General features: G+C 66.3%; 24 protein-coding genes. 12 read left to right on the top strand and 12 right to left on the bottom strand.

All coding sequences use genetic code 11. From position 1 onward, the window contains the following. Positions 1 to 80: 80 nt before the first annotated feature. The gene (locus tag ABIE04_RS11950) at positions 81 to 935 is read left to right on the top strand and encodes a DUF899 domain-containing protein (protein WP_354550327.1); all 855 of its coding nucleotides are present in this window, start codon (positions 81 to 83) and stop codon (positions 933 to 935) included. 37 nt (positions 936 to 972) lie between these two features. On the opposite strand, the gene bglX is transcribed toward ABIE04_RS11950, so the two are convergent. After that, complete coding sequence (bglX, locus tag ABIE04_RS11945; RefSeq protein WP_354550325.1) at positions 973 to 3,372, bottom strand: beta-glucosidase BglX; 2,400 nt, start codon at positions 3,370 to 3,372, stop codon at positions 973 to 975. A gap of 120 nt (positions 3,373 to 3,492) precedes the next feature. Then, positions 3,493 to 4,434, bottom strand: coding sequence for a LysR family transcriptional regulator (locus ABIE04_RS11940; RefSeq protein ID WP_354550323.1), 942 nt, complete (start codon positions 4,432 to 4,434; stop codon positions 3,493 to 3,495). A 171-nt stretch (positions 4,435 to 4,605) separates the two neighbouring features. Here ABIE04_RS11940 and ABIE04_RS11935 point away from each other — a divergent pair, with 171 nt between their 5' ends. Beyond that, positions 4,606 to 5,127: a hypothetical protein gene (locus ABIE04_RS11935; protein ID WP_354550321.1), complete on the top strand. Its 522-nt coding sequence runs from the start codon at positions 4,606 to 4,608 to the stop codon at positions 5,125 to 5,127. A 164-nt stretch (positions 5,128 to 5,291) separates the two neighbouring features. Then, positions 5,292 to 7,235 (top strand): CocE/NonD family hydrolase, encoded by a 1,944-nt coding sequence (locus ABIE04_RS11930; protein WP_354550319.1) that lies wholly within the window; start codon positions 5,292 to 5,294, stop codon positions 7,233 to 7,235. A gap of 159 nt (positions 7,236 to 7,394) precedes the next feature. On the opposite strand, the gene ABIE04_RS11925 is transcribed toward ABIE04_RS11930, so the two are convergent. The 3 genes from ABIE04_RS11925 to ABIE04_RS11915 form a co-directional block, all read right to left on the bottom strand. After that, positions 7,395 to 8,303 carry a DUF5996 family protein gene (locus ABIE04_RS11925; protein ID WP_354550317.1) on the bottom strand — a complete coding sequence of 303 codons (909 nt, stop codon included), beginning with the start codon at positions 8,301 to 8,303 and terminating at the stop codon, positions 7,395 to 7,397. A 158-nt stretch (positions 8,304 to 8,461) separates the two neighbouring features. After that, positions 8,462 to 9,448: a VOC family protein gene (locus tag ABIE04_RS11920; protein WP_354550315.1), complete on the bottom strand. Its 987-nt coding sequence runs from the start codon at positions 9,446 to 9,448 to the stop codon at positions 8,462 to 8,464. Positions 9,449 to 9,727: 279 nt separating this feature from the next. After that, entirely contained in the window at positions 9,728 to 10,663 is a 936-nt protein-coding gene (locus ABIE04_RS11915; RefSeq protein WP_354550313.1) for a GlxA family transcriptional regulator, read from the bottom strand. Positions 10,664 to 10,923: 260 nt separating this feature from the next. Between ABIE04_RS11915 and ABIE04_RS11910 the strand changes: the two genes are divergently transcribed. Together ABIE04_RS11910 and ABIE04_RS11905 are read left to right on the top strand one after the other, a co-directional pair. Then, a complete protein-coding gene (locus tag ABIE04_RS11910) occupies positions 10,924 to 11,826 on the top strand; it encodes a hypothetical protein (RefSeq protein ID WP_354550311.1) in 903 nt (300 codons plus the stop codon). A gap of 99 nt (positions 11,827 to 11,925) precedes the next feature. Then, a complete protein-coding gene (locus ABIE04_RS11905) occupies positions 11,926 to 12,777 on the top strand; it encodes a zinc-dependent peptidase (protein ID WP_354550309.1) in 852 nt (283 codons plus the stop codon). A 58-nt stretch (positions 12,778 to 12,835) separates the two neighbouring features. On the opposite strand, the gene ABIE04_RS11900 is transcribed toward ABIE04_RS11905, so the two are convergent. Then, on the bottom strand, positions 12,836 to 13,639 hold the full coding sequence (locus ABIE04_RS11900; RefSeq protein ID WP_354550307.1) for a hypothetical protein: 804 nt from the start codon (positions 13,637 to 13,639) through the stop codon (positions 12,836 to 12,838). Positions 13,640 to 14,065: 426 nt separating this feature from the next. On the opposite strand from ABIE04_RS11900, the gene ABIE04_RS11895 reads away from it, so the two are divergent. From ABIE04_RS11895 to ABIE04_RS11885, 3 genes are all read left to right on the top strand, one after another. Continuing rightward, positions 14,066 to 15,733 (top strand): tetratricopeptide repeat protein, encoded by a 1,668-nt coding sequence (locus ABIE04_RS11895; RefSeq protein ID WP_354550306.1) that lies wholly within the window; start codon positions 14,066 to 14,068, stop codon positions 15,731 to 15,733. 4 nt (positions 15,734 to 15,737) lie between these two features. Further along, on the top strand, positions 15,738 to 15,878 hold the full coding sequence (locus ABIE04_RS11890; protein WP_354550304.1) for a hypothetical protein: 141 nt from the start codon (positions 15,738 to 15,740) through the stop codon (positions 15,876 to 15,878). Positions 15,879 to 15,973: 95 nt separating this feature from the next. Beyond that, positions 15,974 to 17,212: an MFS transporter gene (locus ABIE04_RS11885; protein ID WP_354550302.1), complete on the top strand. Its 1,239-nt coding sequence runs from the start codon at positions 15,974 to 15,976 to the stop codon at positions 17,210 to 17,212. A 59-nt stretch (positions 17,213 to 17,271) separates the two neighbouring features. On the opposite strand, the gene ABIE04_RS11880 is transcribed toward ABIE04_RS11885, so the two are convergent. Then, positions 17,272 to 18,207, bottom strand: a complete 936-nt coding sequence (locus tag ABIE04_RS11880) for a LysR family transcriptional regulator (RefSeq protein ID WP_354550300.1) — start codon at positions 18,205 to 18,207, stop codon at positions 17,272 to 17,274. Positions 18,208 to 18,303: 96 nt separating this feature from the next. Here ABIE04_RS11880 and ABIE04_RS11875 point away from each other — a divergent pair, with 96 nt between their 5' ends. Further along, complete coding sequence (locus tag ABIE04_RS11875; protein ID WP_354550298.1) at positions 18,304 to 19,476, top strand: YbfB/YjiJ family MFS transporter; 1,173 nt, start codon at positions 18,304 to 18,306, stop codon at positions 19,474 to 19,476. A 30-nt stretch (positions 19,477 to 19,506) separates the two neighbouring features. Here ABIE04_RS11875 and ABIE04_RS11870 read toward each other — a convergent pair whose 3' ends face one another. Further along, entirely contained in the window at positions 19,507 to 20,388 is an 882-nt protein-coding gene (locus ABIE04_RS11870; RefSeq protein ID WP_354550296.1) for a LysR substrate-binding domain-containing protein, read from the bottom strand. Between the two features lie 119 nt (positions 20,389 to 20,507). Between ABIE04_RS11870 and ABIE04_RS11865 the strand changes: the two genes are divergently transcribed. After that, a complete protein-coding gene (locus ABIE04_RS11865; protein ID WP_354550294.1) occupies positions 20,508 to 21,029 on the top strand; it encodes a lipocalin-like domain-containing protein in 522 nt (173 codons plus the stop codon). 32 nt (positions 21,030 to 21,061) lie between these two features. On the opposite strand, the gene ABIE04_RS11860 is transcribed toward ABIE04_RS11865, so the two are convergent. From ABIE04_RS11860 to ABIE04_RS11850, 3 genes are all read right to left on the bottom strand, one after another. Continuing rightward, complete coding sequence (locus tag ABIE04_RS11860; protein ID WP_354550292.1) at positions 21,062 to 21,691, bottom strand: hypothetical protein; 630 nt, start codon at positions 21,689 to 21,691, stop codon at positions 21,062 to 21,064. A 219-nt stretch (positions 21,692 to 21,910) separates the two neighbouring features. Next, on the bottom strand, positions 21,911 to 22,276 hold the full coding sequence (locus tag ABIE04_RS11855; RefSeq protein ID WP_354550290.1) for a DUF6164 family protein: 366 nt from the start codon (positions 22,274 to 22,276) through the stop codon (positions 21,911 to 21,913). Positions 22,277 to 22,361: 85 nt separating this feature from the next. Continuing rightward, on the bottom strand, positions 22,362 to 22,586 hold the full coding sequence (locus ABIE04_RS11850; protein ID WP_354550288.1) for a hypothetical protein: 225 nt from the start codon (positions 22,584 to 22,586) through the stop codon (positions 22,362 to 22,364). A 214-nt stretch (positions 22,587 to 22,800) separates the two neighbouring features. On the opposite strand from ABIE04_RS11850, the gene ABIE04_RS11845 reads away from it, so the two are divergent. Together ABIE04_RS11845 and ABIE04_RS11840 are read left to right on the top strand one after the other, a co-directional pair. Next, a complete protein-coding gene (locus tag ABIE04_RS11845; protein WP_354550286.1) occupies positions 22,801 to 23,532 on the top strand; it encodes an STAS/SEC14 domain-containing protein in 732 nt (243 codons plus the stop codon). 195 nt (positions 23,533 to 23,727) lie between these two features. Continuing rightward, positions 23,728 to 24,372 (top strand): glutathione S-transferase family protein, encoded by a 645-nt coding sequence (locus ABIE04_RS11840; RefSeq protein WP_354550284.1) that lies wholly within the window; start codon positions 23,728 to 23,730, stop codon positions 24,370 to 24,372. Positions 24,373 to 24,703: 331 nt separating this feature from the next. On the opposite strand, the gene ABIE04_RS11830 is transcribed toward ABIE04_RS11840, so the two are convergent. Beyond that, positions 24,704 to 25,219, bottom strand: a complete 516-nt coding sequence (locus tag ABIE04_RS11830; protein WP_354551490.1) for a hypothetical protein — start codon at positions 25,217 to 25,219, stop codon at positions 24,704 to 24,706. Positions 25,220 to 25,229 lie beyond the last annotated feature (10 nt).

The raw sequence follows: 25,229 nt of genomic DNA, 5'->3' as shown, positions 1-25,229 counted from the left end.
AATCCCGCCACACTTGTCACTCCCGCCGTTCGACGTCCGGCGGTAAAACGGGGTCCATCACCCACAGCGAGCGATCGGCCGTGAACGCTACGGCGTCCCAGCCCGAACACGCGAGAGATCGCTCTCATCCGGAGGCTGCGATGACCACGAACAAATCAACCGAGGATGGCCGGAAGGAAGGACGCCGCGCCATGAACACGCCACCGGTGGTGCCGCCGCAAGCATGGGAGGCCGCGCGTGAGCAGCTTCTCGTCAGGGAGAAGGCCATGACCCGCGCCCGTGACGCGCTGGCCGCCGAGCGACGACGCATGCCGTGGATGGCGGTGGAAAAGTCCTATGCGTTCGAAGGGCCCGATGGCAAGGCAAGCCTGCTCGACCTGTTCGCGGGCCGCCGTCAGCTGATCGTCTACCGCGCCTTCTTCGAGCCGGGCGTGCATGGCTGGCCGGAGCATGCCTGCATCGGCTGTTCCCTGGGAGCGGATCAGGTGTCCCATCTCGCCCACTTGAACGCACGCGACACGACGCTTGTGTATGCCTCGCGCGCGCCACAGGCCGACATCGCGCGCCTGAAGACGCGGATGGGTTGGGAAAAAATCCCGTGGTACACGATCACCGACAGCTTCGACGCCGACTTCGGCGTGGACGAGTGGCATGGACACAACGCGTTCGTCCGCGACGGCGACCGCGTGTTCCGCACCTACTTCATCAACGGCCGCGGCGACGAGGCGATGGGCACCGTCTGGAGCTACCTCGACATGACGGCGCTGGGGCGCCAGGAATCGTGGGAGGACTCGCCGGAAGGCTATCCGCAGACCCGGCCGTACAAGTGGTGGAACTGGCACGAGCTTTACGTCCCCGGCGCCGCGATCGACCCGGAATGGGACAAGGTGTCGGAAGCCGGAGAGGCCGCGTTTCGGGAAAAACACGACGGCTGATCGGGGCGGAACCGCCGGCTTGGCAACCGGCAGCCGTCTATCGCGTGACGTCGAACTCCGCCTGCTCCGTCGCCTGCGAGCTGCCGCCGACCCACACCGTGTAGTGCGTGGGCTCCACGACCTGGCGACTGCGCACGTCGTAGAAGGACAGTTCCGGGAAGCCCAGCTCGAAGCGCAGCTGCCGTGACTCGCCCGGCTTGAGCGTGACGCGCTGAAAACCCTTCAGGCTGCGCACCGGCTGCTCGACGCTGGCACCGAGGTTGCGCACGTAAAGCTGGGCGACCTCGGTGGCTTCGCGTCCGCCGGTATTGGTCAGCGTGGCGGTCACGGTCAGCAGCGGCCTGGCGTCCGGCCGGTTGGCCTCGGCCACCGGCAACGTGCGGCGCGAGACGTGCACGTCGGAATAGGCAAAGCTGCTGTAGCTCAATCCGTAGCCGAACGGGAACAGCGCATCGTTCGGCACGTCGATGTAGCGCGAGACGAAGCGGGTGTCGCCGGCAGGCGGCCTGGACAGGTCGGCGGCGCCCGGCGGACGACCGGTCGGGAACTGGTTGTAATAGAGCGGCTCCTGTCCCACCGCGCGCGGAAAGCTCATCGGCAGCTTGCCGCTGGGCGCCACGTCGCCGAACAGCACGTTCGCCAGCGCGTTGCCCGCCTCGGTACCCGGGAACCACACCGCCATGATCGCCGGCACGTGCCGGGCCGCCCAGTCCAGCACCAGCGGGCGGCCGGAGAACACCAGCAGCACCACCGGCTTGCCGGTTGCGGCCACCTGCTCCAGCAGTTGCTGCTGGTTGCCCGGCAGGTCGAGGTGGGCGCGCGAGCCGGCTTCGCCGCTCATCGCCGACGATTCGCCGAGCGCCATCACCACCACGTCCGCCTGGCGGGCCGCCTGCAGCGCGGCGTCGAAGCCCGCGGTCGAATCGCCGTCGATGTCGGTGCCTTGCGCGAACAGCAGGTGGCCGCCGCGCTGCTGCATGCGCCGCTCCAGCGCCTGGCGCAGGGTCACCACGTCGGGCGCCTGGGTTCCGCCGCCCCATGCGCCCTGCATTTCGTTGGAGGCATCCGCAAGCGGGCCGATGAGCGCCACCGACTTCACGCCCTCGCGCAGCGGCAGCACCGCCTTGCTGCCGACCGGCGCGTTGCGCAGCAGCACGAAGGACTCCTCGGCGGCGCGCCGCACCAGCGGGCGATGGCCCGGCACCGCATGCGTCACCTCGACGCCTTGCGCGTAGGGATGCTCGAACAGCCCCAGCGCGAACTTCACGCGCAGCACGCGGCGCACCGCCTCGTCCACGGTGGCCATCGACAGCCTGTGTTCGGCGAGGAGCTTCGGAATCTGCGTGTCGTAGAAGTGGGACATCATGTCCACCTCGACGCCGGCCTTCAGCGCCTTTTCGGTGGCGGCGGCCGCATCGAGCGCGATGCCGTGGTTGTTCAATTCCATCACCGCGGTGTAGTCGCTCACCACGAAGCTGTCGAAGCCCCATTCCTTGCGCAGGATCTCGTCCATCAGGTACGGGTTGGCCGTGGCCGGCACGCCATTGAGCGCGTTGAACGAGCTCATCATGGTCGCGGCGCCCGCCTCAACGGCGGCCTTGTAGGGCGGCAGGTAGACCTGGCGCAGGCGGATGTCGGACATGTCGGTCGTGTTGTACTCGCGCCCGGCCTCGGCCGCGCCGTAGGCGGCGAAGTGCTTGACCGAGGCCGCGACGCTGTCCGGCTTCGACAGGTCGCTGCCCTGGTAGCCACGCACGTAGGCGCGCGCCATCGCCGAACCCAGGTACGGGTCCTCCCCCGCCCCTTCGGTGGAGCGGCCCCAGCGCGCGTCGCGCGAGATGTCCACCATCGGCGAATAGAACCACTTCACGCCCGCGGTGGTGGCCTCCGTCGCGGACATGTGGGAGACGTCCTCCACCAACCTGGTATCCCACGACGCGGCCAGGCCCAGCGGCACCGGGTAGATCGTGCGGTAACCGTGGATCACGTCGGCGCCGAACAGGATCGGGATGTGCAGGCGGCTGTGCACCGCCGCTTCCTGGAAGGCGCGCGTCTTTTCGGCGCCGATGACGTTCAGCATCGAGCCCAGCCGCCCTTCGCGCGCCAGCTGCATGGCGTCCACCCGGGTCTTTGTCTCCGGATTGGCGGCCAGCGCCTTGTTGCCGTCGGCGGTGGTCGCGCTGAAACCCTGGTCGTTGTACTGCACCAGCTGGCCGATCTTCTCGCCCAGGGTCATCTGCTTGAGCAGCGCCTCGACGCGCCGCGCAATTTGCGGCGAAGCCAGCTGCGCGTTGGGCGGGACGGTCGCGCTCGGCGATCGCAGTTCCTGGCCTGGCGAAGCACCGGCTGTCGAAGCCGCGGCAGCGCCGGCCGATGCGACAGCAACGGCAAGCAACAGCACGGCGGGATACAACGAAAACGTGGCGGGTCGTTTCATGAAGGCCTGGGCCGGCATCACTGGTTGACCAGGGATGATAACGTTTAAACGCGCTGCGCGAAGAAAGCGCTGGTGGCGCGCGCGGCGACTACCTTGCGGATCAAGCGAACCGGCTTCCCGTCAGTCCGCGTGGCCCCGGGGCGTGTCGGCGGCGGCCGCGCGGCGTTTCACGTGATCGACGAAGGCGCGCAGCTTGGGCAGCATCTGCCGGCGACTGGGATAGTAGAGAAACATGCCAGGCGCCGTCGGCGCGTACGGCTCCAGCACCTGCACGAGGTCTCCCGTCGCCAGCGCCTTCGCGGCGATCGGCTCGGGCACCTGGGCGAGACCGACGCCTCGCATGGCGGCGCCGAGCGTGGTGACGAAATCATTGGCGATCAAGGGCCCCGACACGGCGATCTCGACCGGGCGGCCGTGGTCGACGAGCGACCACAGCGCGAGCGCCCCGGAGGAGCGTCGCAGCCGCAGGCAGGCGTGGCCACGCAAGTCGTCCGGGCGTTCGGGCGGATCGCGGCGGGCGAAGTAGATGGGGCTGCCGACGACGATGAAGCGAAACGGCGGCGTCAGTGGCACCGCCACCATGTCGGCGGCGATGAGCTGGCCCAGCCGGATGCCGGCATCGAACCCCTCGGCCGCGACGTCGATCAGCTCCTCGCTCGCGGCGATCTCCACCTCGACCTCGGGACACGCCTCGCAGAAGGAGGCGACCAGCGGCTCCAGCAGGACCGACACCACCGCACGCGGCACCGACAGACGCAGCAGGCCGCTCGGTCGCTGTCCGAGATTACGCGCCACCTCGCTCGCCGCGACCAGCTCCTCGAAAGCGGGCTTGGCGCGCGCGAGGAAACGTTCGCCGGCTTCGGTCAAGCCGACGCTGCGCGTGGTGCGCATGAACAGCGCCGTGCCGATGCGCGCCTCGAGCGCACGCACCGTCTGGCTGACCGCCGACGGCGTCACTCCGAGCGCCGCGGCCGCCTTGCGGAAGCTGCGATGTTCGGCCACGCCGAGGAACACTTCCACGCCGTCGAGCGCGCCCTGCCTGACTGTGAAGTTCTGCTTCATACCTCGTCGACATTATCGCAAGTAGTCCCTCGTCGGAAACGGTCTTACATTGCATCTCCCACCCGGACATCCGCCAGCGCGGGTATCCGGATTCCATCGGTATCGCAGAACAACATTGCGTGGCCGGCGCATTCGATGGCGTGGCAACGCACGCCTGACAGGAGATCCCCCATGTCACCAGCGATCATTTTCACCCTGCACCTGGGCCTGGGTTACGTGCCCTGGCTGCTCTGCTTCCGTGCGTACGTGTGGCCGCGGCTCGGATCCATGGATGCCGTCGCGGCACATCGCGCCATCGCCACCCTGCACAGCTTCCGTTTTTTCGGGTTGGTGTTCCTCGTGCCGGGCGTCGTCGGTCCGCACCTGCCCGCCGGCTTCGCCACGTTCGCCGCCTACGGCGACCTGGCCACCGGCGTGCTGGCCATACTGGCGCTGCTGACCATCCGCACGCGGCCGCTGTTCTGGCTGTTCACCGTCGCGTTCAACGTGGTGGGAATGCTCGACCTCATCGTCGACTACTACCACGGCGTCACGCTCAACCTTCCCGCGCTGTCGGGCGAACTGGGCGCCGCCTATGCGATCCCGGTCCTCTACGTGCCCTTGCTGATGATCACGCACTGCGCCGCGTTCTGCCTGATGGTTCGCCACCGGCGTGGCGCTTCCCGGCTCGTCATTGGCGAAGCGGCGTCATAGACCCGGGTCCGGCCTCTCTGTCAGGAAACTGCACTAAAGCTCCTCCCTTTTTGGATACCCTTCCCCGCATCCGGATTGCAAAATCCTTGTGGCCGCTCTCATAGTCGCGGCGTGCAACCGCGGTAGATTGCGGACGCGACCACCACCACGAGGACCTTCCGGACATGAAGAAAACCACTCTGGGCGCGGCACTCGTTTCGCTTGCCTGCCTCTTGTCAGCCGCCGCGTTCGCGATGCCCCCGACGGGCCAGGAATCGGCGAAGGTCACGCCCGACATGATCCAGACCGGATCCGACATCCCCACTGACTGGAAACAGCCGCAAGGCAACTTCGACTACATCAAGCGCGACGTGATGATCCCGATGCGCGACGGCGTGAAGCTGCACACCGTGGTCCTGATCCCGAAGGGCGCGCACGACCTGCCGATGCTGCTCGAACGCACGCCTTACAAGGCCAGCGGCATGATGCCCGACAACAGTCCGCACATGGCCGACGCGGTGTGGTCGGGCGACAAGGACTGGGCTGACGGCAGCTACATCCTGGTCTGGCAGGACGTGCGCGGCAAATACGGCTCGGAAGGCAACTACATCATGACGCGCCCGCCGATGGGGCCGCTCAACCCGACCACCACCGACGACACCACCGATGCGTGGGACACGATCGACTGGCTGGTGAAAAACACCAAGGAATCGAACGGCAAGGTCGGCATGATCGGTTCGTCCTACGACGGCTGGACGGTCGCCATGGCCCTGCTCCACCCGCACCCCGCGCTGAAGGTCGCGGCGCCGGAAAGCCCGATGATCGACGGCTGGATGGGTGACGACTGGTACCACTACGGCGCCCTGCGCCAGGTGAACCTCGACTACTTCAGCGGCCAGACGAGCAAGAAGGGCGAGGGCGAGAACATCCCGCGCGAGAGCTACGACGACTACACCAATTTCCTCGACGCGGGCTCGGCCGGCGCCTATGCCGAGGCCAACGGCTTCAAGCAGCTGCCCTGGTGGAACCGCTTCGCCGCGCACCCGGCCTACGACGCCTTCTGGCAACTGCAGGCGCTCGACAAGCTGCTCGTCGCGCATCCCTCCAGCGTGCCCACGATGTGGCTGCAGGGCCTGTGGGACCAGGAAGACATCTACGGCGCCGTGCATGCCTGGGAAGCGCTCAAGAAAGCCGGGCACGGCGCCAACAACCATCTCGTGATGGGCCCCTGGTGGCACAGCCAGATCAACCGCGACGGCTGGAACATGGGACCGCTCAAGTGGCCGGGCAACACCACCGCACAGTTCCGCCAGCAGGTGATGATCCCCTGGTTCAACCACTACCTGCGCGGCACCCCGCTGCCCAAGCCGCTGCCCGAGGCGATGATCTACAACGCGGTCGGGCAGCACTGGGACAGCTTCGCGAACTGGAAGCCGGCCAGCGAGCAGTCGCTCACCCCGCTCTACCTGCAGGCGGACATGGGCCTCGGCCTCCAGCAGCCGGCCGACGGCAGCGACAGCTACGTCTCCGATCCGGCCAAGCCGGTGCCCTACCTGCCGCGCCCGATTCCGCAGAAGAACGACCGCTGGCGCACCTGGCTGGTCCACGACCAGCGCTTCGTGGCGGACCGGCCCGACGTGCTCACCTATGCCACGCCGGTGCTGACCAAGGCCGTGACGGTCCAGGGCGCGCCGATCGCCGACCTCTTCGCCAGCACCACCGGCACCGACGGCGACTTCGTGGTCAAGCTGATCGACGTCTATCCCGGCACCGATCCGAGCGACCCCACGATGGGCGGCTACCAGCTGCCGGTCTCGCTCGACATCTTCCGCGGGCGCTATCGCAAGAGCTTCTCCGACCCGTCACCGATCCCGGCGAACCAGGTGCAGGAATACAAGTTCCGCCTGCCGACCGTGAACTACGAGTTCAAGCCTGGCCACCGGATCATGGTGCAGATCCAGTCCAGCCTGTTCCCGCTCTACGACCGCAACCCGCAGAGCTACGTGCCCAACATCCTCTTCGCCAAGCCGGCCGACTACCGCAAGGCGACGGTGACGATCGAGCACGGGGCCGCTGGGCGCAGCGCCGTGCTGTTGCCAGTGATAGCGGGGGCGACCAACAACGGCTGACCCGAACCTTGATCTGCTCCGGCGCAGGCATATCAGGCGGACATCACCGATGGCAGTGTGAGGAGGCCCTGGTGAACGTGGCCGCGCGCAAACCTTGCATGAGGCGCTCAGGTGGATGGCCACTCTGAGCCCTTCTGTTTTCAGAACGGTCCGTGTGCTCTACGCCATGGCGCGGCGATCGAGCGCGTTTCGATCCCACTTGGCCAGGTCGGCGGCGCGTGCGTAGGTGCTGTCGATGAAGGCGTGGATCATTTCGTCCGGCGCCTCGGCTTGCCGGACCGCGTCGTAGGGCAGGATGAACTCGTTGAGCTCGCGATGATAATAGGCGGGCTGCGGCTGCACGCGCGCCTCCTTCAATCCCGGTGGTTCCGGCGCGGCGTACGCGTAGAAAGCAGGTTCAAGCAAGGCTCCGCTGCCGGGCCAGAAGCCGTGGCTGATGACTTCGTGCGAGTACGCGTCGCGCTCGAATGCCGGCCCCTCGCGTGGCGGCGCGCGACGACCGGAGAAGCGCGTTACCGCCAGGTCGAAACTGCCCCAGAAGAAGTTCACGGGACTGCTCTTGCCGACGAACGCGCATTGCGAAGCGGTGAACACGCGATCGACCTGCACGAGGACCCGCCACAGGCGGTTGGCATACGCGGGGTCGTAGGCGTGGTGCTGCGTGTCCCGGTCGAGCCGGATCGGCTCGGCAACCTCGACGGCTCCGGGCAGTATCTTCACGGGCAATCGCATCGCGTCCAGGGTGGCCATCAATTCGCGGTAGAAATCGGCCACGCTGCGCGGCACCAGCGCCAGCGTCCGCGTCTGGCCGTCCGAGGCGCGGACGGCCAGTTGGTGGTCGATGAAGTCGAGCTCGAGGGTAAACGAACGGGCGCCGTACGGCAGCGAGCGCGTCGCCAGTCCCCGCGGCGTGACGCGCAAGGCCACCGACCAGCAATGATTGAGTGGCGGCGCCTGCGCCAGCGCGACCTTGCCGATCACCTGCAGCCACATATGCAGGGTTGCGTAGGTGTCCTTCCATGCGCCGTAAGGCAGCGCGGGCCAACTGGTTTCAGGCGTCGTTGTCATGTCGCTGCCCCACATCGATCGACGACGACCCCGACGGGACGTCTGGTGGCACGTGATCACGGGATCCTTGTGTTCACGTTGCCGCCCGACACGTGTACGGCGCGGGAAGGCGCCTCGAGTTCCAGCGAACAGCGCACCTTCTTGCCGATGTGGCCAAGCTAGATGCCCGCATCGGCACACGGCGCCATGCCGGGCTGGATCGCGTGGAATTCGATCGACAGACCGAGGTCGTCCCGCGTCGGCGCAAGGAAGGATTCGCCGGACAGACCGCGGTAGGTTGTCAGCCTGCGCTCGTAGCCGCGTTCGACCCAGCGTTGCGCACGCGCCAGATCGGCGACGCCGACGCTCACGCCCAGGACGCGCGAGCCACCACCGGCCATCACCTCGGCGGCGACACCCGCGCCGTCAGGCTGAAGCGCCAGCAGCGCCGTCGGTCCGACCGGCACGCAAAAGCCCGTGGCGCCGAGCTGGGGCAACTTGACCGGCACTGCGTGGCCAAAGCCCATCGTTTCGAGCTGCCTGCGGTCGGCATCCGCATCGGCCGACACCAGCCACATCGCCGACAATTCGCGCGCACCGTTGGGGTGTTCGCGCGTTGCCCGGTAATCGCCGGCATTCGAAGGATCAAACTGGTCGGGGGCGTAGTCGGCGGCATAGTCGATGAAGAAGGTGTTGCTCGACAGCGGCGCGTGATTGAACGCGAACAATCGCCAGCCCGGCTTCGCGCTGTCCGGCCCTGTGAAAAAGGGCGTGACTGCATAGTTGAGTCTCTTGAGCCGGCGGTAGATCGCATCGAGCTCGGAGGACCGAAAACCGAAGCTGCGCGATCCGGGCCCGCCCTTGAGCGCCTGCTGGTCCTCCTTCATGCCCGGATCGAAAGCCGGATCGGGCCGGGTGATGCCCAGTAGTTCGATGAAGCTGCTGTCGGCGAACCGGACGTAGCGGTTGGCGACCCCGCCCGGGTCATGTCCGGGCCGCACCTGAAAGCCCAGCTTGACCGCCATGACCGAGGTCACCTGATCGATGCCGCGCCCCCAGAGAAGGATGTGGTCGAGCCGCGTCGGGGACGCCGCGGGAGAGGATGGGGACGCCCGCACCACACCCAGACACAGGAGCATTGCCGAAACGAGCAGAATCAGACGCATGTGAAACCTCGAGCCGTGGTGTGGTGAATTTTCAGCCCCGCTGCAGGACACGCATCGAATCTGCACGTTCGCATGCCGCCAAGGGCCACCTGGTTGGCGCAAGCCCGCAAGCGCTCAAGCGGGGTCGGACGCGCGTTGCTCACGCAGCCGAGGCGCACTTTTTTATCGCAGGTTCGACCATTGCCCACAAGGACAATTTCCCGGCGAAAACTGCCAGCGCGACTCGGGCGCCACGCACGCAACGCATGGCGATCGCCCACCCTGCAGCAACACGTGGAGTCAGACGCCCGCGCTTCGACGCAGGGTCTGGGGCGGCATGCCGAAGGCACGGACGAACGCGCGGCGCATGCGGCTGGCGTCGCCAAAACCCGTCGATGCAGCGATATGGTCCAGGCTGAGATGGCTCGTCTCGACCGCGACGCGGGCGGCCTCCAGCCGTAGGCCCTCGACCACCTTCGCCGGTGTCGCGCCGATCTCCGCCACGAAGGCGCGGGCAAAGTTGCGCGGGCTCATCGCCGCGCGCGCGGCCAGCCGCTCGACCGTCATCGGCTCGGTGAGGCGCGCACGCATCCAGCCGATCAGGTCGCCGAAGCGTCCGGTCCTGCCGCCCTGTTCCACCAGGGCCGAGTATTGCGACTGCCCGCCGTGCCGTCGCTGGTGGACCACGAGCTGCTGGGCCGTGCGCCGCGCAATGCCGGGACCGAGGTCGTCCTCGACGAGCGCCAGCGCGAGATCGATCCCCGCGGAAATGCCCGCCGACGTCCATACCTTGCCGTCCCTGATGAACATGCGGTCGGCATCGAGCCGCACGTTCGGATAGCGCGTCCGGAAGCGCTCGGCCACATCCCAGTGCGTGGTGGCGCGCCGGCCATCGAGCAGGCCGGCTTCCGCCAGGAAAAACGCACCGGAGCAGACACCGGCCGTGCGGCGCCACGCGTCATCGCAAAGCCAGGGGACGATATCGCGCTGGCTCTCCTCCACCAGCGTCATGCTGCCGCCCGATACCACCACGGTATCGAAACCGCGCCGCTCCAGCGGCGCCGCCGCCAGGCTTACGCCCGAGGAACTGCGTACGACGCCACCCGCCGGGGCGAGCACATTTATCGAATAGCTGTCGGGCCGGAACCGCTCCGCCATTTCGAACACGGCTACCGGGCCAGCGGCGTCCAGCAGCTGGAATCCCGGAAAAACGACGATGGCGATTTCGCGTCGCATGAGGCAGTCGCTCGGTGATCCGATTTCCGGAAAAGTGACGTAACGGCAAGGCACACGTCAAGTTCGGACCGGCGAGCGGAACAGAGACATCGCATTATTGGGTTACATAAAGCGCAGGGGATGGGATCAGAGACGCGAGAAGCTCTCTCTCTGAGCTCCTGGGTTTCTCCAGAATTCGAATACGCATGGATGGCATTGGCTGCTACCCGCTATGCTCGGCCTGCACGGCGCGGGGGCGCCGATCATCGGGGAATCGACACATGACGACACGATCCAGGGGACCGTTGGCTGGCTTTGGCTGGCTGACGCAAGGTTTCAGCGCGAGCTACCGCCATCCAAAACCATTGCTCGGAGGGGCAGCCTTCCTGATGCTGGCGTGCCTGTTGCCGTCGCTGATCACACTGCCTTTGCAGTTCCACGCGATCAAAGCGGGCACACAGCCGAGCGTGGCAACCTTCGGTTGGATCATGGCGATCTCCATGTTGCTCGGTCTGCTGACCGTGCCGCTCTACGCGGGCTATCTGCAGATGATCGACGCGGCCGAGCGTGGGCTGCCGGCCCGCGCGCTCGACATCTTCAAGCCCTATCGACAAGGCGAAGCATTGCGCCTGATCGGCTACGGGCTGGCAATGATCGTGGTCTACGTCGCCATGTTCGGGATCATCATCGCGGCAACCGGAGGCGGCATCGCCAGCTGGTACATGCAAGTGCTGACCGCACAGGCCAGCCATCAGCCACCGCCAACGGTGTTGCCCAACGGTTTCGGGATCACCATGGCGCTGTTCATGGTGCTGGGCCTCTTCATGACAGCTTTCTACGCGATCAGCCTCGGCCAGGTCGCGCTGCGCCGTCGCAGCGTGTTCGGCGCCATCGGCGACGGCATGATCGGCGCGCTGAAAAACCTGCTGCCGCTGCTCGTGTTTGCAGTGAGCTCCGTCCTGGCCTGGATTGTCGTGGCTGTCGCCTTGGTGATCGTGCTCCTTCTGGTCACCCTGCTCGCCAAACTCATCAGCCCATGGCTGGTGCTCGTGGTGATCGTTCCGCTTTATATCGCGCTGTTTCTGATGATGTTCGCGGTGATGTTCGGGATGATGTACCACCTGTGGCGTGATGTGTGCGGCGACGACACCCTGACCGGCATGGCTCCGGCGCTCGCCGCCTGACCCGCGTCGTTGCTTCCCGTGCGAAGGCGGCCGTGGCCGCCTTCGCTATCTGCGCGCCCGAAGCTATACAGCCAGGAATGGACGTGCCGGAGCGGATTCGTGGGGAAACCCCAAGCTCTGCCCCTGCCCTCCTTCTTGAGAAAGGGCGCGTCGGCCCAGATGCTGTTGGATTGCGACTCCCTCCAGCGTGTGGCCATGTTCACCAAAATCAGAAACTGGCGCGTACGGCGCACCATCGCGCGGCGCCCGATCGCCGAATCGCTCTGGCGAGACGCGCTGCAGCGCTGTACTGCAGCGCGCCGGCTGGGCGCTTCCGACCAGGCCACGCTACGCGTGCTGGCAACGCTGTTCCTGCAGAGCAAGTCGCTGGAACCGACCAAGGGCTTGCATCTTGGCGACGCCGACCGTGTCTTGATCGCCGCGCATGCTTGCGTACCCATCCTGAAACTGGGCATCGACTGGTACGACGGTTGGCACAGCGTCATCGTGTACCCGGACGCGTTCATTCCACGGCGCCCACACACCGACGCAGCGGGGGTGGTTCACCAGACCAGCAGCGTGATGGCCGGTGAGGCATGGGGGCGCGGACCGGTGATCCTGTCGTGGGCGGATGTGCTGAATGGCGGAAGGAAACCGGGGCACAACGTGGTCGTCCACGAAATGGCGCACAAGCTCGACATGCTCAACGGCGACGCCAACGGTTTCCCGCCGCTGCACCGGCGCATGGATCGGCGGGAATGGTCACGGGTGTTTTCCACGGCGTGGGACCGCCTCAAGCAGGCGCAAGGCGACGGCGTCGACCTGCCGGTCGACCCGTATGCGTTGGAAAATCCCGCCGAGTTCTTCGCGGTCGCCAGCGAGCAATTTTTCGAGACGCCCGCCAACCTGCGCGAGCATCTGCCGGACGTCTACCGGCAACTCGAACTGTTCTATCGGCAACACCCGCTGTAGGCCCTGCCGGCCGGCAGCGGGCGCGCCACGGCGCCGGGTCCGGCCGGCCGCCCCGTGGTCACGGCGCCAGGAATCGCGGCGCGAATGCGTGCCAGGCCGGCGCATCCCATAACAGCTGGATGGTGATGGCAACAGGCAGGGACACGCCCAGCCAGACCAGGTAGACGCGGGGTACCGACTGATGCCGGCTCGCGTCCCACAGGAACATCGGCGACACCGCGAGCAAGGTGTAGATGTCGGTCGAGACGGGGCCGGGATAGATGGAGGGCAACCAGGTGATCCGGTCGATCGCCGCCTGCAACGGCCATGCCGTCGCCAGGAACATCATCCGCTTGTGAAAGCCCGGGTCGATACGTCGCGCGCGCAAGGCCAGCCAGATGAAAACGGTGAAGAGAATGCCGGCCTGCAGCTGCAGCAACGCGATGTTGTCGAGGAACAGGAGCGTTTGCCGCAGTTGCTCCCGCACCGGCGGCGGCGCCGTCTGCGCCCCGTTCCAGACCTGATGGTAAATCGCCGGGACGAGGATGAAACCCACCACGATCATGGCCGGCACGAGCACGAAAGCCACGCGGCCCAGCAGCTGGTGCCGATCGCGACGGCCGGTTGCCATCAGCCAGGACTGGGCCAGCAGCAACAGCAGGAAGCTGCCCATCAACACCGCATGCACGTGCAGGATCGGCGGGAACGGCGGCCGCGCCCCGGCGCGCACCATGGCGAGTTTTTGCAGCGAGTCCGGCACGAATCCGGTCAGCGTGATGGCGATGAAGAAGGCCGCCATGAAGACCCAGATCCAGCGGTCGACAGCCGCCATGACATGCGGGCTGGCGGGTAGATCGAGCGCTTGCGCGTGATTGGTGGTCATGACGCCCCCGGCTGCTGTTTGCCGCAACGGATGGCTCGACCAGGCCCGGCGACCTCATCCATCACGGTGCCGGAACCCGCCGAGTCGAATGGCACGCGGAGCCGTGCCTGACCCGGAAATCCGGGCACACGGCGGCGTTCGTGCCGGCCAAAAACTGGTTCGTCCCCTCACTGCCCCCATCGCCCGTTTGATGCGGGCGAACGCGACGAAGTACTCGTGCGCATCGCTCATGGTGAGCTTTCCGGCACGCGGCCGCAACAGCCGGCTGGACGGCCAAAACCTGCCGGGGACAATGTGTCCGTGGACGGTATGGACGGACGGCCAATCCGCGCGTGGAAAGCCGAATTCGAGCACGCATTGCCGCCAACTCCAGTTATTCTGTCCGCCGCTTTCTCCTGTTCCCGAACCGATCCTGGGAGAACCTCGATGATCCGTCGATCCTTGTTCCTGCCGCTGCTGGCAGTCGCGCTGGCGGCTTGCAACCCGGCGCAGAAGACCGCCAGCGACGCACCCGCCACCGAAGCCGCCGCCCCGCCGCTGTTCGATACCTTCGGCGACCTGCACCACGACGTGGCCACCCGGGTGCCCGCGGCGCAGCGCTATTTCGACCAGGGCCTGCGCATGGCCTACGGCTTCAACCACGAGGCGGCCGGGCGCTCCTTTGCCGAAGCGGCGCGACTGGATCCGCAATGCGCAATGTGCGTCTGGGGTCAGGCGCTGGTGCTGGGGCCGAACATCAACCTGCCGATGGACCCGGCGCGGGCGAAGGACGCCACCGCCCTCGCCGCGCGCGCAGCGAGCCTGGCCGCCACGGCACGGCCGGTCGACCGCGCGCTGATCCAGGCGCTGCAGGCACGCTACGCCGACCCGGCACCGGAGGACCGCGCGCCACTGGACCGCGCCTACGCCGAAGCGATGGCGCGCGTGGTCGCGCAGTTCCCCGAGGACGACGACGCGGCGACCCTGTACGCGGAAGCGCTGATGGATCTCTCGCCATGGGCGTACTGGGAAAAGGACGGCGCCCCGGCCGCATTCACCCCGCGCCTGCTCGGCGAACTGGAACGCGTGCTCGCGCGCAACCCGCGCCACATCGGCGCGATGCACTACTACATCCACGCCACCGAGTCCTCGCCCGAGCCGCAGCGCGCCGAACCCTGGGCCGATGCCCTGGCCGCGCTGGCGCCCGGTTCGGGCCACCTGGTGCACATGCCCGCGCACATCTACATCCGCGTCGGCCGCTACCACGACGCGACCCTGATCAACCTCGCCGCCACCACCGCGGACAAGGATTTCCTGGCGATGTGCCGCGGCAGCAACGGGGTCTACCCGCTGGGCTACGTGCCGCACAACTGGCATTTCGCCACGATGACGACGGGCCTGACCGGCTCGCGCACGCTGGCGCTGCAGGCGGCCGGGCAGACCGCCCGGCGCGCCGACCGTGCCGTGATGGGCGAGGCGCCGATGGAGTTCATGCAGCAGTTCGTGGTCGCACCGCTGCTCACCCAGGTCCGCTTCGGCGACTGGGACGCGATCCTCGCCGATACCGCGGCATCCCCGGAGCTGCCCTACCCGGCCGCGATCCGGCACTTCGCCCGCGGCATGGCGCACGCACGCAAGGGCGCACTGGCCGAGGCCGCGCGCGAGGCCGCCGCCCTGCATGCGGTCGCCGGTGATCCGGCCATGGCGAAAGTGAGCTTCTTCGACATCAACCACGCCGACGGCGTGTTGCGGGTGGCCGATGCCCTGCTGCGCGGGGAACTTCTGCGGGCCCGGGGCAAGCGCGCGCAGGCCATCGCCGCGTTGCGCGACGCGGTAGCCGCCGAGGACGCCCTGGCCTACAACGAACCGGCCGACTGGCCGCTGCCGGTGCGCCCCTACCTGGGTGCCGCGCTGCTTGAAGCGGGCGACGCCAAGGGCGCGGCGGAAGCGTTCGACCAGGACCTGAAAACCTACCCGCTCAACGGCTGGTCGCTGTTCGGCCTGGCGCAGGCGCAACAGAAACTCGGGCAGGCCGACGCCGCGCGCGAAACCTCGAAGCGGCAGGCGGCCGCATGGCAGTGGGCCGACGCGCCGCTGACGGCAGCGCGGTACTGACGAGGTGCGGCGCGCTCCGATCGGTTCCGGAGCGCGCTGGTCGGCGCAGGGCGACAGCGTGCGCGAAACCGCAATGGCCTCCCGCGACGGCGGCAAGACCTGGGCGCCCCTGTTCGACCTGCTGTTCCGTCCGCACGGCAGATAAGCCCGAAGGCCGTCCTCGCGAAGGCGGCGACAAACGCTTTCCTACCCGGTTACCCTGCCGAAGCCGCACCTGCTCCGCCGCCCCGGGTCTTTCGCATGTTGAGCAGCATCCGCACCACCGCACCGCTGTTGTCGAGCACCGTGTTCCTGTTGATGGGAGTGAGCCTGCTGCATACGCATATCGCGTTGCAGGGCGAGGCGCTGGGCTTTTCCGTCGCGATGATCGGGATCCTGACCTCGGCCTATTACACCGGCTTCCTGATCGGCACCTACACGGTGCCGAGGCTCACGCACCGCTTCGGCCACATCCGCACCTTCGCGTTCTGCACTTCGGTGCTGGCGGTGGTGGTGCTGGTGCAGGCGCTGACCTCGATCTACGCGGCATGGCTGGTGTTGCGCGTGCTGCAGGGGCTGCTGCTGGTGGGCCTCTACGCGATCATCGAAAGCTGGCTGAACACTGCCGCCGATCCGAAACATCGCAGTTCGGTGTTCGCGGTCTACATGATGCTGAACCTCGGCGCCAGCGCAGTGGCGCAGCAGTTCCTGCACCTCGGCGGCGAGGGCTTCGTGTTGTTCTGCGTGGTGGCGATCCTGGTCTGCGCGGCGAACCTGCCGGTGGTGATGACCCCGCAACCGCAGCCGTCCATCCACGCGGCATCGCGGGTGCAGGTGGGGCGCATGTTCCGGCTGGTGCCGACCGCGCTGGTCAGCGCGCTGATATCGGGCATGGTGCTCGGCGCGTTCTGGGGCCTGTTGCCGCTGTACGCGGCCGCCCGCGGCCTCGGCATCGCCGAGGTCGGCACCTACATGAGCGTGGCCATCGCGGGTGGCGTGGTGCTGCAACTGCCGCTGGGGCGCCTGTCCGACCGCATCGACCGGCGCCTCGCCCTTGCCCTGATCGGCGCCGCCGCGGCACTGGCGGCGTTGGCCAACCTGGCGCTGCCGACCGCCGGCCACCTCGCCGCCATGCTGCTGGTGTTCGCCTTCGGCGGCATGAGCTTCGCCGTGTACCCGATCGCGGTGGCGCACCTGGTCGACTACCTGCGCCGGGACGAACTGCTGTCCGGATCGAGTACGGTGCTGCTGGTCAACGGCATCGGCTCGGCGGTGGGCCCGTTGCTGGCCGGCGCGCTCATGACCCTGACGCGACCGGCCTTCCTGTTCGCCTGGTTCGCGATCCTCGACGGCCTGCTGGCCGGCTATGCGCTGTACCGCTTCACGCGCCGCAAGCGCGAAGTGACGCCGGACGACAACTTCGTGCCGCTGGTGAACACCACGCCGGGCGCGATGGACATGCATCCCGATGCGCCGCAGCGGCCGGGCGAGGTGACCTGAGGCGGACACCCGGGCTCAAGCGGACGGTCGCGGCCGGAAGGTGACCACGTCTCCGGGACTCATCGAACAGCCGACACGGCCTTCTGCTTTTCCGCCTTCACGCGGCCGCATCCGCTCCCGGCACGCTGCTTCGCTGCGTCCTCGCGCAGGCACTCCTCCAGTCTCGCCAGCGACGGCAGGTGCCGGTCGCGCGAGGTGATCAGAAAGGTCTTGAGGCGCGCCAGGCGTGGCGCGATGTCGCGCGTCGACAGGACGTCCCTCTGCGGAAACACTTCCAGCACCGAACGCGGCAACATGCCGAGGCCCACCCCGCCTGCCGCCGCGGCGAACATCCCGTGATAAGAGGCGAATTCCAGCACGTGCGCCGGCACGATGTGCTGGGATTCCAGCCATTGCTCGAATCGCCTGCGGTAGGCGCAACCGGGCTTGTGATAGACCAGCACGGCGCCACCGGCAAGGCGCCGGGGCTCCCGCAGCATCACGCTGTCGCGCGCGCCCACCAGCACCAGTTCCTCCTCGTACAGCGGCACGCTGCGAAAGCGTGTGGCATCCACCGCCTCGCCGACGATCGCCGCGTCGAGGCCACCCGACTGCACGTCCGCCACCAGCCCGTGCGAGGACATGGTCGAGAGGTTGACCCAGACCTGCGGATAGCGGCGGTGGAATTGGGCAAGGGGATGCGGCAACCGGCTGGCCGCGATGCTTTCCATCGCCCCCAGCCGGATCTTGCCGCCGACCTCGTCGCTGCGCACCGCCGTACGGGTCTGGTCGGCCAGTTCGAGCAGGCGGCGCGCGTGGTCGACCAGCGTCTCGCCGGCCACGGTGAGGCGCAACCGCTGGCTCTCGCGGTGAAACAGCGTCATGCCCAGCGAGGATTCCAGCTGGTGGATGCGGCTGGTGATGCTGGACTGCGCGCGATGGAGGCGTGCCGCGGCGCGGCCGACGCCACCGGTTTCCACCACGGCCAGGAAGGCTTCCAGTTCGCGAAGGTCCATGTTCGATTTCGTCGATGAAAGTATTCGGAATTATTCGTTTTACTCGATGTATGGGCAAGCCTAGCATGCCATCGCACCTAGGCGATCGGAGTTGGCATGTTTTCCCCCTTGCGTTCAGCGCTTGCCGGCATGGCGATACTCGCCCTGGCGCTTGGCGTCGGCCGCTTCGCGTTCACGCCGCTGCTACCACTGATGCAGGCCGACGGCCTGAGCCTGGTCGATGGTGGGTGGCTTGCCTCAATCAACAACATCGGCTACATGCTCGGCGCCCTCGCCTGCATCGCGCTTTCGCTGCCCCAACGCCCCGCGCTGCGCGGCGGCATCGCGTTGCTGGCGCTGGCCACGCTGGGCATGGGCCTGACCGTCTCGCTGCCGCTGTGGATGCTGTGTCGTTTTGCGGCGGGCGTGGCCGCGGCGTTGCTGATGGTGCACGGCGTTGCATGGTGCATGGCCCGCCTGCGCGCGCAACGACGAAGCGGACTGGAATCACTGCTGTTCAGCGGCCCGGGTATCGGCGTCGCCATCACCGGGGCGCTGGTGGCCGCCGTTCACGGGCCGACCGTGGATGCGCCACGCTGGTGGCTGGTCTTCGGCGTGCTCACCGCACTCGTCGCGGTACCGCTGTGGCGCCCGCTCGCCGCGCCGGAAAGCGCCGCGACCGCGGCGGCCGCGGCCGCTTCGGCGCAGCACGGCACGCCGTGGCCACTGGTCCTGATCTATGCGCTGCTGGGTTTCAGCTACATCATTCCGGCGACCTTCCTGCCGCTGATTGCCGACGCACAGTTGCACATGCCGGCGCTGCGCGAATGGTTCTGGCCGCTGTACGGTGTGGCGGCGATGCTGACCACCTGGCTGCTGGGCGCGTTGCCGGCGCCGCGCAGCAACTACACGGGACTGGCGCTTTGCCTCCTGTCGCAACTGCTGGGCATCGTGCTGTGCCTGTACCGGCCGCGGCTGGACAGCCTGCTCCTCGGCACCGTGCTGCTGGGCGCCATGTCCATGCCTTCAGTGATGTTCACGATGCGCGAAGCCAACCGGCTGGCTGGATGCCATCCGACGCGCCTGATCGGCGCGCTGACCGTCGCATTCGGCATCGGCCAGATCGCCGGGCCGATGGTGGCCGCCACGCTGGCGACACACCACGACGGCTTTGACGCGCCGCTCGAACTGGCCGCGCTCGCTACGGTCATCGCGTTGCTGACGGCACTTGTCGTCGCGCGCCGTCGTTCACCGCGGCCCGTGGGGAAAAAGGTGTCGGGAACCGTTTGAACTGCTTCCCCGCCCCACAGCCCGGTCGTTTCAATCCGTTTGGCCCAGATGCGTCTGTGCCTGCTCCATCACCGCTTGCCGCAGGTGTGTCAGCGCCGCCGACCGTGGGCCAGGGGCGGTATGCAGGCACAGGTCCACGCCCGGCAGCGCCGGCAGGCCGTGACGTTCATCCAGGCGCATCAGCGACGGCGGGAGGTCGGCGGCCGTGCGCACGGTGATGCCCAGCCCCGCGGCCACGCCGGCCCACAGGCTGTGCAGGCTGGCGGTGACGAACGCCGGCCGCCAGGCGATGCCGGCCCGATCCAGTGCCGCCGTACCCGCCTGGCGGAAGAAGCACGGTGGCTGGTAGAGCGCCAGATCCAGCACGCCATCGGATCGCCCGACCTCGCCCATGCCTGCCGGTCCGATCCAGGTCATCGGCAGCGTGGCCAGGCGCTCGGCGTCCGCGCGCGCCCCTTGGTTCATGGCAAGCACCAGATCGAGCTCGCCGCGGTCGAGCCGTTCGAGCAGCAACCGGTTGGGTTCGACCAGCACATCCACCCGAACCGCCGGATAGGCCTTCCTGAACTGCCCCAACGCCGCCGGCAACCAGGACTCGGCGAAATCGCCCGGCAGGCCGAAGCGCACCACGCCGTCGATCGCCGCACCGCGCACCGCGTGGACCACTTCATCGTTGAGTTCCAAAATGCGGCGCGCGTAGGCGTGTACCCGGTCGCCCGCCTCGGTCAACACCACGCGGCGTCCCTGCTTGCGGAACAGCGGCTGGCCCAACTGCAACTCCAGCTTGCGCATCTGCTGACTGATCGCCGAGGGCGAGCGCCCGATCCTTTCCGCGGCACGGGCCAGTCCGCCCAGGTGCAGGATCGCCACCAGGCTGCGCAACGCGTCCATGTCGAGATTGGGGAGCGGCATCGGTAAGCAATTCGAAAATGTTACCGTCAAATTATTCAGTTTTTCCGCATGTCGGCAAGCCCTACGATCGGCGAGGCCTCACCCACGAGTGCGCCACCCGATTCGAAGGAGGAAACCTCATGAACCTGCCCCGCCTGTTCTCCCGCCTTGCCGCCACGGCCTGTCTGCTGCCCGGCCTGGCCCTGTCCTCGGGCGCCACAGCGGCCGACACCCGCGGCGATGTTTCGCTCGCCGGAACCTGGACGCTGGTGGCGGCCGGCGTGCTGCATCCGGATGGCTCGCGCTCGCACGACTACGGCGATGCGCCGAAGGGCCTGCTGCTGATCGACCGCAAAGGGCACTACTCGCTGCAGCTCTACCGCGCCGACCGCCCGCGCTTTGCCAACCCGGACAAGGCCAAGGCCACCGCGCAGGAATACCGGGCGGCCGTGATGGGCGCGAGCACCCACTACGGCACGCTTGCGGTCGAATCGGGCAAGCACCAGTTGGTGTTCCATATCGAAGGCGCCTCCTTCCCCAACTGGGAAGGGCAGGAGCAACGCCGCGCCTTCGAGCTGCGCGGCGACACGCTCAGCTACCGGGTACCGCCGCGTCCGGACGGCAACGTGCCGATTTCGGTTTGGCGGCGCATTGGCGACTGAGCCCTTCGGAAAGGGTCTGACCCGTTAGACGGTTAGATGCAAGTTGGTTGCTTTTCCTGAACCGTGCCGGGCGTCACTCGCCGATACTCGCCAACAGTTACTAACTGGGGAGGTCGCCCGTCGTAGGAATTCTTGAATTCTTCGTGGATGCAGTTGTGATCCGGGCTCAAGGTCGCATGAATAGTCGTATGGACCCTCGTGCCATTGGTCGTGTCATCCAGTTCGACGGTCCACGAATTGCCTTGGATGGCTGTGGTGAACTCCGTACAGCCCTGCATGTTGTCACACCAGACGCTCTTGTATGCCTTCGCGCGGCTGTCCCACCACGTGTAGCTTTGGCCGATTAGATGACCGCTAGAGCCGTGCGACTGGAAATCCTGGACGATCGAAAACCCACCGGGTCCCTTCCTAATTACCATGACACCCCGATCGATTTTCTCTTCGGACGAGCCGGGGCCGGGCACGGTTCGAATGGTTGCTTGCCATTCTCCTATTCGCGGATAGAGCTTGTTCATTTCTGCAGGGGCATGCGTGCCCGCAAGCATCGATGAGGTTGCCGCTTTGGCGTTGTCTTGGCTACCTGCCACTGCTGGATTGTTCTGTTGCGCGCTCGAACAAATCGGTACAAGCAGAATGCAAAATGGAATCACCGAAAGTTTCATGATTTTTGCTCCCAAAGCTTGTGGCGCTACATGATCGCCCCTTCCGCTCAGCGATGAATGGTAAGAACCACCATGTCTCCCGTCACACAGTCCCTCGCGCTTTTTCGCTTGAGGAAAATGAACCTGTTCCCGAACAGTACGAAACGGGCGGGCGGCCGAGCGACTAAAACAGGGGGTGCACTTTTTTAAAGTCGACTCTGCGCCTGTTTTTTGGCGGACCTACCCACGCAACAGGAAGAACGGAATCGTCACCAGGCCCAGCGCGAAGAGTATGCCCAACAAGCTCATCACGACGCGCGCCGGGTCTGCACGAAGCAACGTGAAGAACGTCTCTGCGGTACCTGCCAGCTTGGCAGCGGCGTATTCGGCGCGGGCCCGGGCCGCGCGCTGCTGCTGGTATTCGTCCATCGCGCGCCTGGCATCCGCGTAGGCCGCGTCTTCCATGACCCAGATTCCCCCTGCCGAAATACCCCAGATACTGGGCCTGGTTTCGTAGAACGCGATCCGCTGCGCGTCGAGCATCGCGCGCACATCGTCGGCCTCATCATCAGGCACGTTACGCAGGTTCATGAGCAGCTTGGACATGACGCCATGATAGCCGCCCTTGAGTTCCTCCGACCGCGTTGTGTCAGCACGGAATCACGTGAACCCGACCCGGTTCTTCGGCCGATCAAAGCTCGGGTACGTCCCCCGACTCGAACAGCACTCGCGGCGTGCCGTAGTCTCCGCTCTCTTCGTCCACGTCCATGCTGTAGGCGACGACGCCGGCGTGCTTGCCGGCCAGCAGCCCTGCCCGGCGCGCTGCCTCGTCAGCCGTCTTGAACTGCAGGACCTGGCCTGGTTTCAAGCCATTCCTCACCCGGTCAAAGGGCTGCACCACGTGGATCGTTTCCATATTTGCTCCTGGGTTGAAGCAAGTATGACGGGTTGATATATCAGCACGACAAAGGTCCGAGTCGCCTTTCTCGAGAAAGCTCACTTCGGGGCCCAGCTTCGATTTACTTCCTCCGTCCCCTTTTTCCCGATATCTCCGATTTCACGCAGTACACTGACCGTCCAGCAGTTCGAGCCATCCAGCGCCACAACGAGGGTGTATCAGCATGTTGAGCATGATCGAGGGGCTTCCGGACCACGTGGTCGGCATCCGGATCAACGACAAGCTGCGCGCGGAGGACTACGAGAGGCAGCTCATCCCGCTGGTCAACGATAAGCTGGAAAGGCAGCACAAGCTCGACTTGCTGTGCTGCATCGAGGGCGAATGGAAGGGCATGGAGGCCGGCGCGGTGTGGCAGGATCTGCGGCTGGGGCTGGGCAAGATTGGCCACTGGGCGCGCATGGCGATCGTCAGCGACATCAAGTGGCTCGAGAACGCCATCAAGCTGTTCGGGCTGTTTTCTCCAGGTGAACTGCGGCACTTCGACAGCAACAACTACGCGGCTGCCGAAGCATGGGTCTGCGAGCGCGAGCGCGAGCGCATCGGCATCGCACTGGATGCCGGGGTCGGCGTCCTGGTGCTGGAGCCTGCCGCGGACCAGGCGCTGAGCGAAGACGACTTCGAAGCCGTCGGCAAAGTGATCGGTGACTATCTCAAGGATCACGCCCGGCTTCGTGGCGTCTTGATCCACAGCCGGAAATTTCCCGGCTGGCAGAGTGTGGGCGCCCTGTTCGCACACCTGAAGTTCGTCAACACTGTGCACGACAAAATCGGCAAGATCGCGCTGGTCACCGACAGCCCCATGGGTACATTCGCCGACCATGTACTCGATCCGTTGATGCTGGCCAAGGTCCGCAAATTCGATTACGGCGAGCGCGACCAGGCCATGAGCTGGTTGCAAGATTGAACGCACACGTCAGGCAAAACTTCGAGCCGGAAAACAACCACGGGAAGTGCACTCTGCCCCCTGTTTTCCGGTCAGCCAGCGACCCGACCCCTGTTTTGCGCTGCTTTTGCATGGATTCCGCCGGCGATGTCGAGTTTCGATGTTCCCATTCGTCTTTCCGATAGGGGGCCGGCCGAATCTAGAAAGGGCTGCGAGATGATCACCGTCTTTGGTGAAGGGAGAGGCTTCCGGGTCGTCTGGTTGCTGGAAGAGATGGGGCTTGCGTACCGGCTGAGGCCGGTGGATCTTCTGGCCGGCGTCGAGAAGGACGCGGAGTTCCTGGCCATCAACCCTGCCGGTTTCATTCCAGCGGTTCAGGACGACGACGTCACGATGGTCGAGTCCATTGCGATCATGGAGTACCTGATGGCCCGCTACGGGCCGACGCCGCTCGCGCCCGACCCGCACGATCCGGCCTTCCCCGCCTACCAACAGTTTCTCCACCTCGGCGAAGCCGGCCTCGCAGCCTCCATCTACTTCGTCGTTGGCGCCCGCCATTTTGCGCCAGAGTCCGAGCGGCAGAACTGGAGTGCCGGCCAGGCGCTAAGTGTTTTCGAAAGCCGGCTGACCTTGGTGACGCGGCAGCTTGCACGCACGCCCTATCTTGCCGGCGAGACCTTCACGGCCGCCGACATTTCGGTGACCTACGCGCTGCAGCTCGCCCAAAGAGCTGGAGGCGTCACTCTCGGCGAAGCAGAACACTCCTATATGGCCCGCACCAGCGCACGCGAAGCCTACAAGCGCGCCATGGAAACCTGTCGGTCCAGGAAGGCATGGCTCGCTGAAGCGCCCCTTCCATAACCGCTTGATCAAAGCAGGTCAGAGTCAGTTCCGGCGAGGGCATTAAGAAGCGCAGTCACCCATCGCCGACCGCCATCCCCCCTTCCCTGACTGCGCCACCAACCAGCCAGCTTTAGGCTCGTTGTATGCCGCGCCGCCCACGTCCAGAACTTCCCGGATGCCCGCTCCATGTCACGCAGCGGGGTGTGAACCGCTGTGCGATCTTCGTTGACGATGTCGATCGCCGCCACTTCTACGACCTGCTATGTGATGCGACGGCCGAACATGGCATTGCCGTCCATGCCTATGTCTTCATGGGAAATCATATTCATCTGCTGCTGACAAAAAGGTGTCAGGGACAATTTGGACCTGCCGGCGGACGACCTGCCGGCCGCACGGTAACAAATCGACCGGTTCTCTCTTCAACCCACGACCGAAACCGATCCGTCCCAAGCACCTTCTGCTGCTGCAAGTGGATACGGATCTCTTCGACAAGATCGTCGGGCAACGCCTCGGCAAACAAAGCCCGGTATGCCGAAGCGCGACTTGCCGGGTCTGTGCCAAGCCCCAGATACTCGGGATGCGGAGCAAGCAGCGGATCTGGGCGTCCCTCCGCGTTGGCACCGTAGCTCGACCGGGCGTGCTCGTCTGGCCGCGCCACCATCCAGGCGCGAACCGGATTGAGTTCGATGTAACGACTACAGGTCAAGAAGTAGCGCCCCGAATCCACCAGGCAAGCTTTGAAGCGACCTTCCCACAGTGTTCCTGTACGCCCGTGCCGACCATTGAACAAGCCCACGTAATTGCGCGCGAACGTGAACCTGACCCCGTTTTTCAGCGACATGAAAACGTGGGGAAACCTCAGCATCCGTCCTGGT

Origin of the sequence: Rhodanobacter soli (assembly GCF_040548735.1) — a bacterium.
Lineage (GTDB): Bacteria > Pseudomonadota > Gammaproteobacteria > Xanthomonadales > Rhodanobacteraceae > Rhodanobacter > Rhodanobacter soli_A.
The sequence above is the reverse complement of the archived record's forward strand: the minus strand, read 5'-3'. Positions and strand labels throughout refer to the sequence as shown.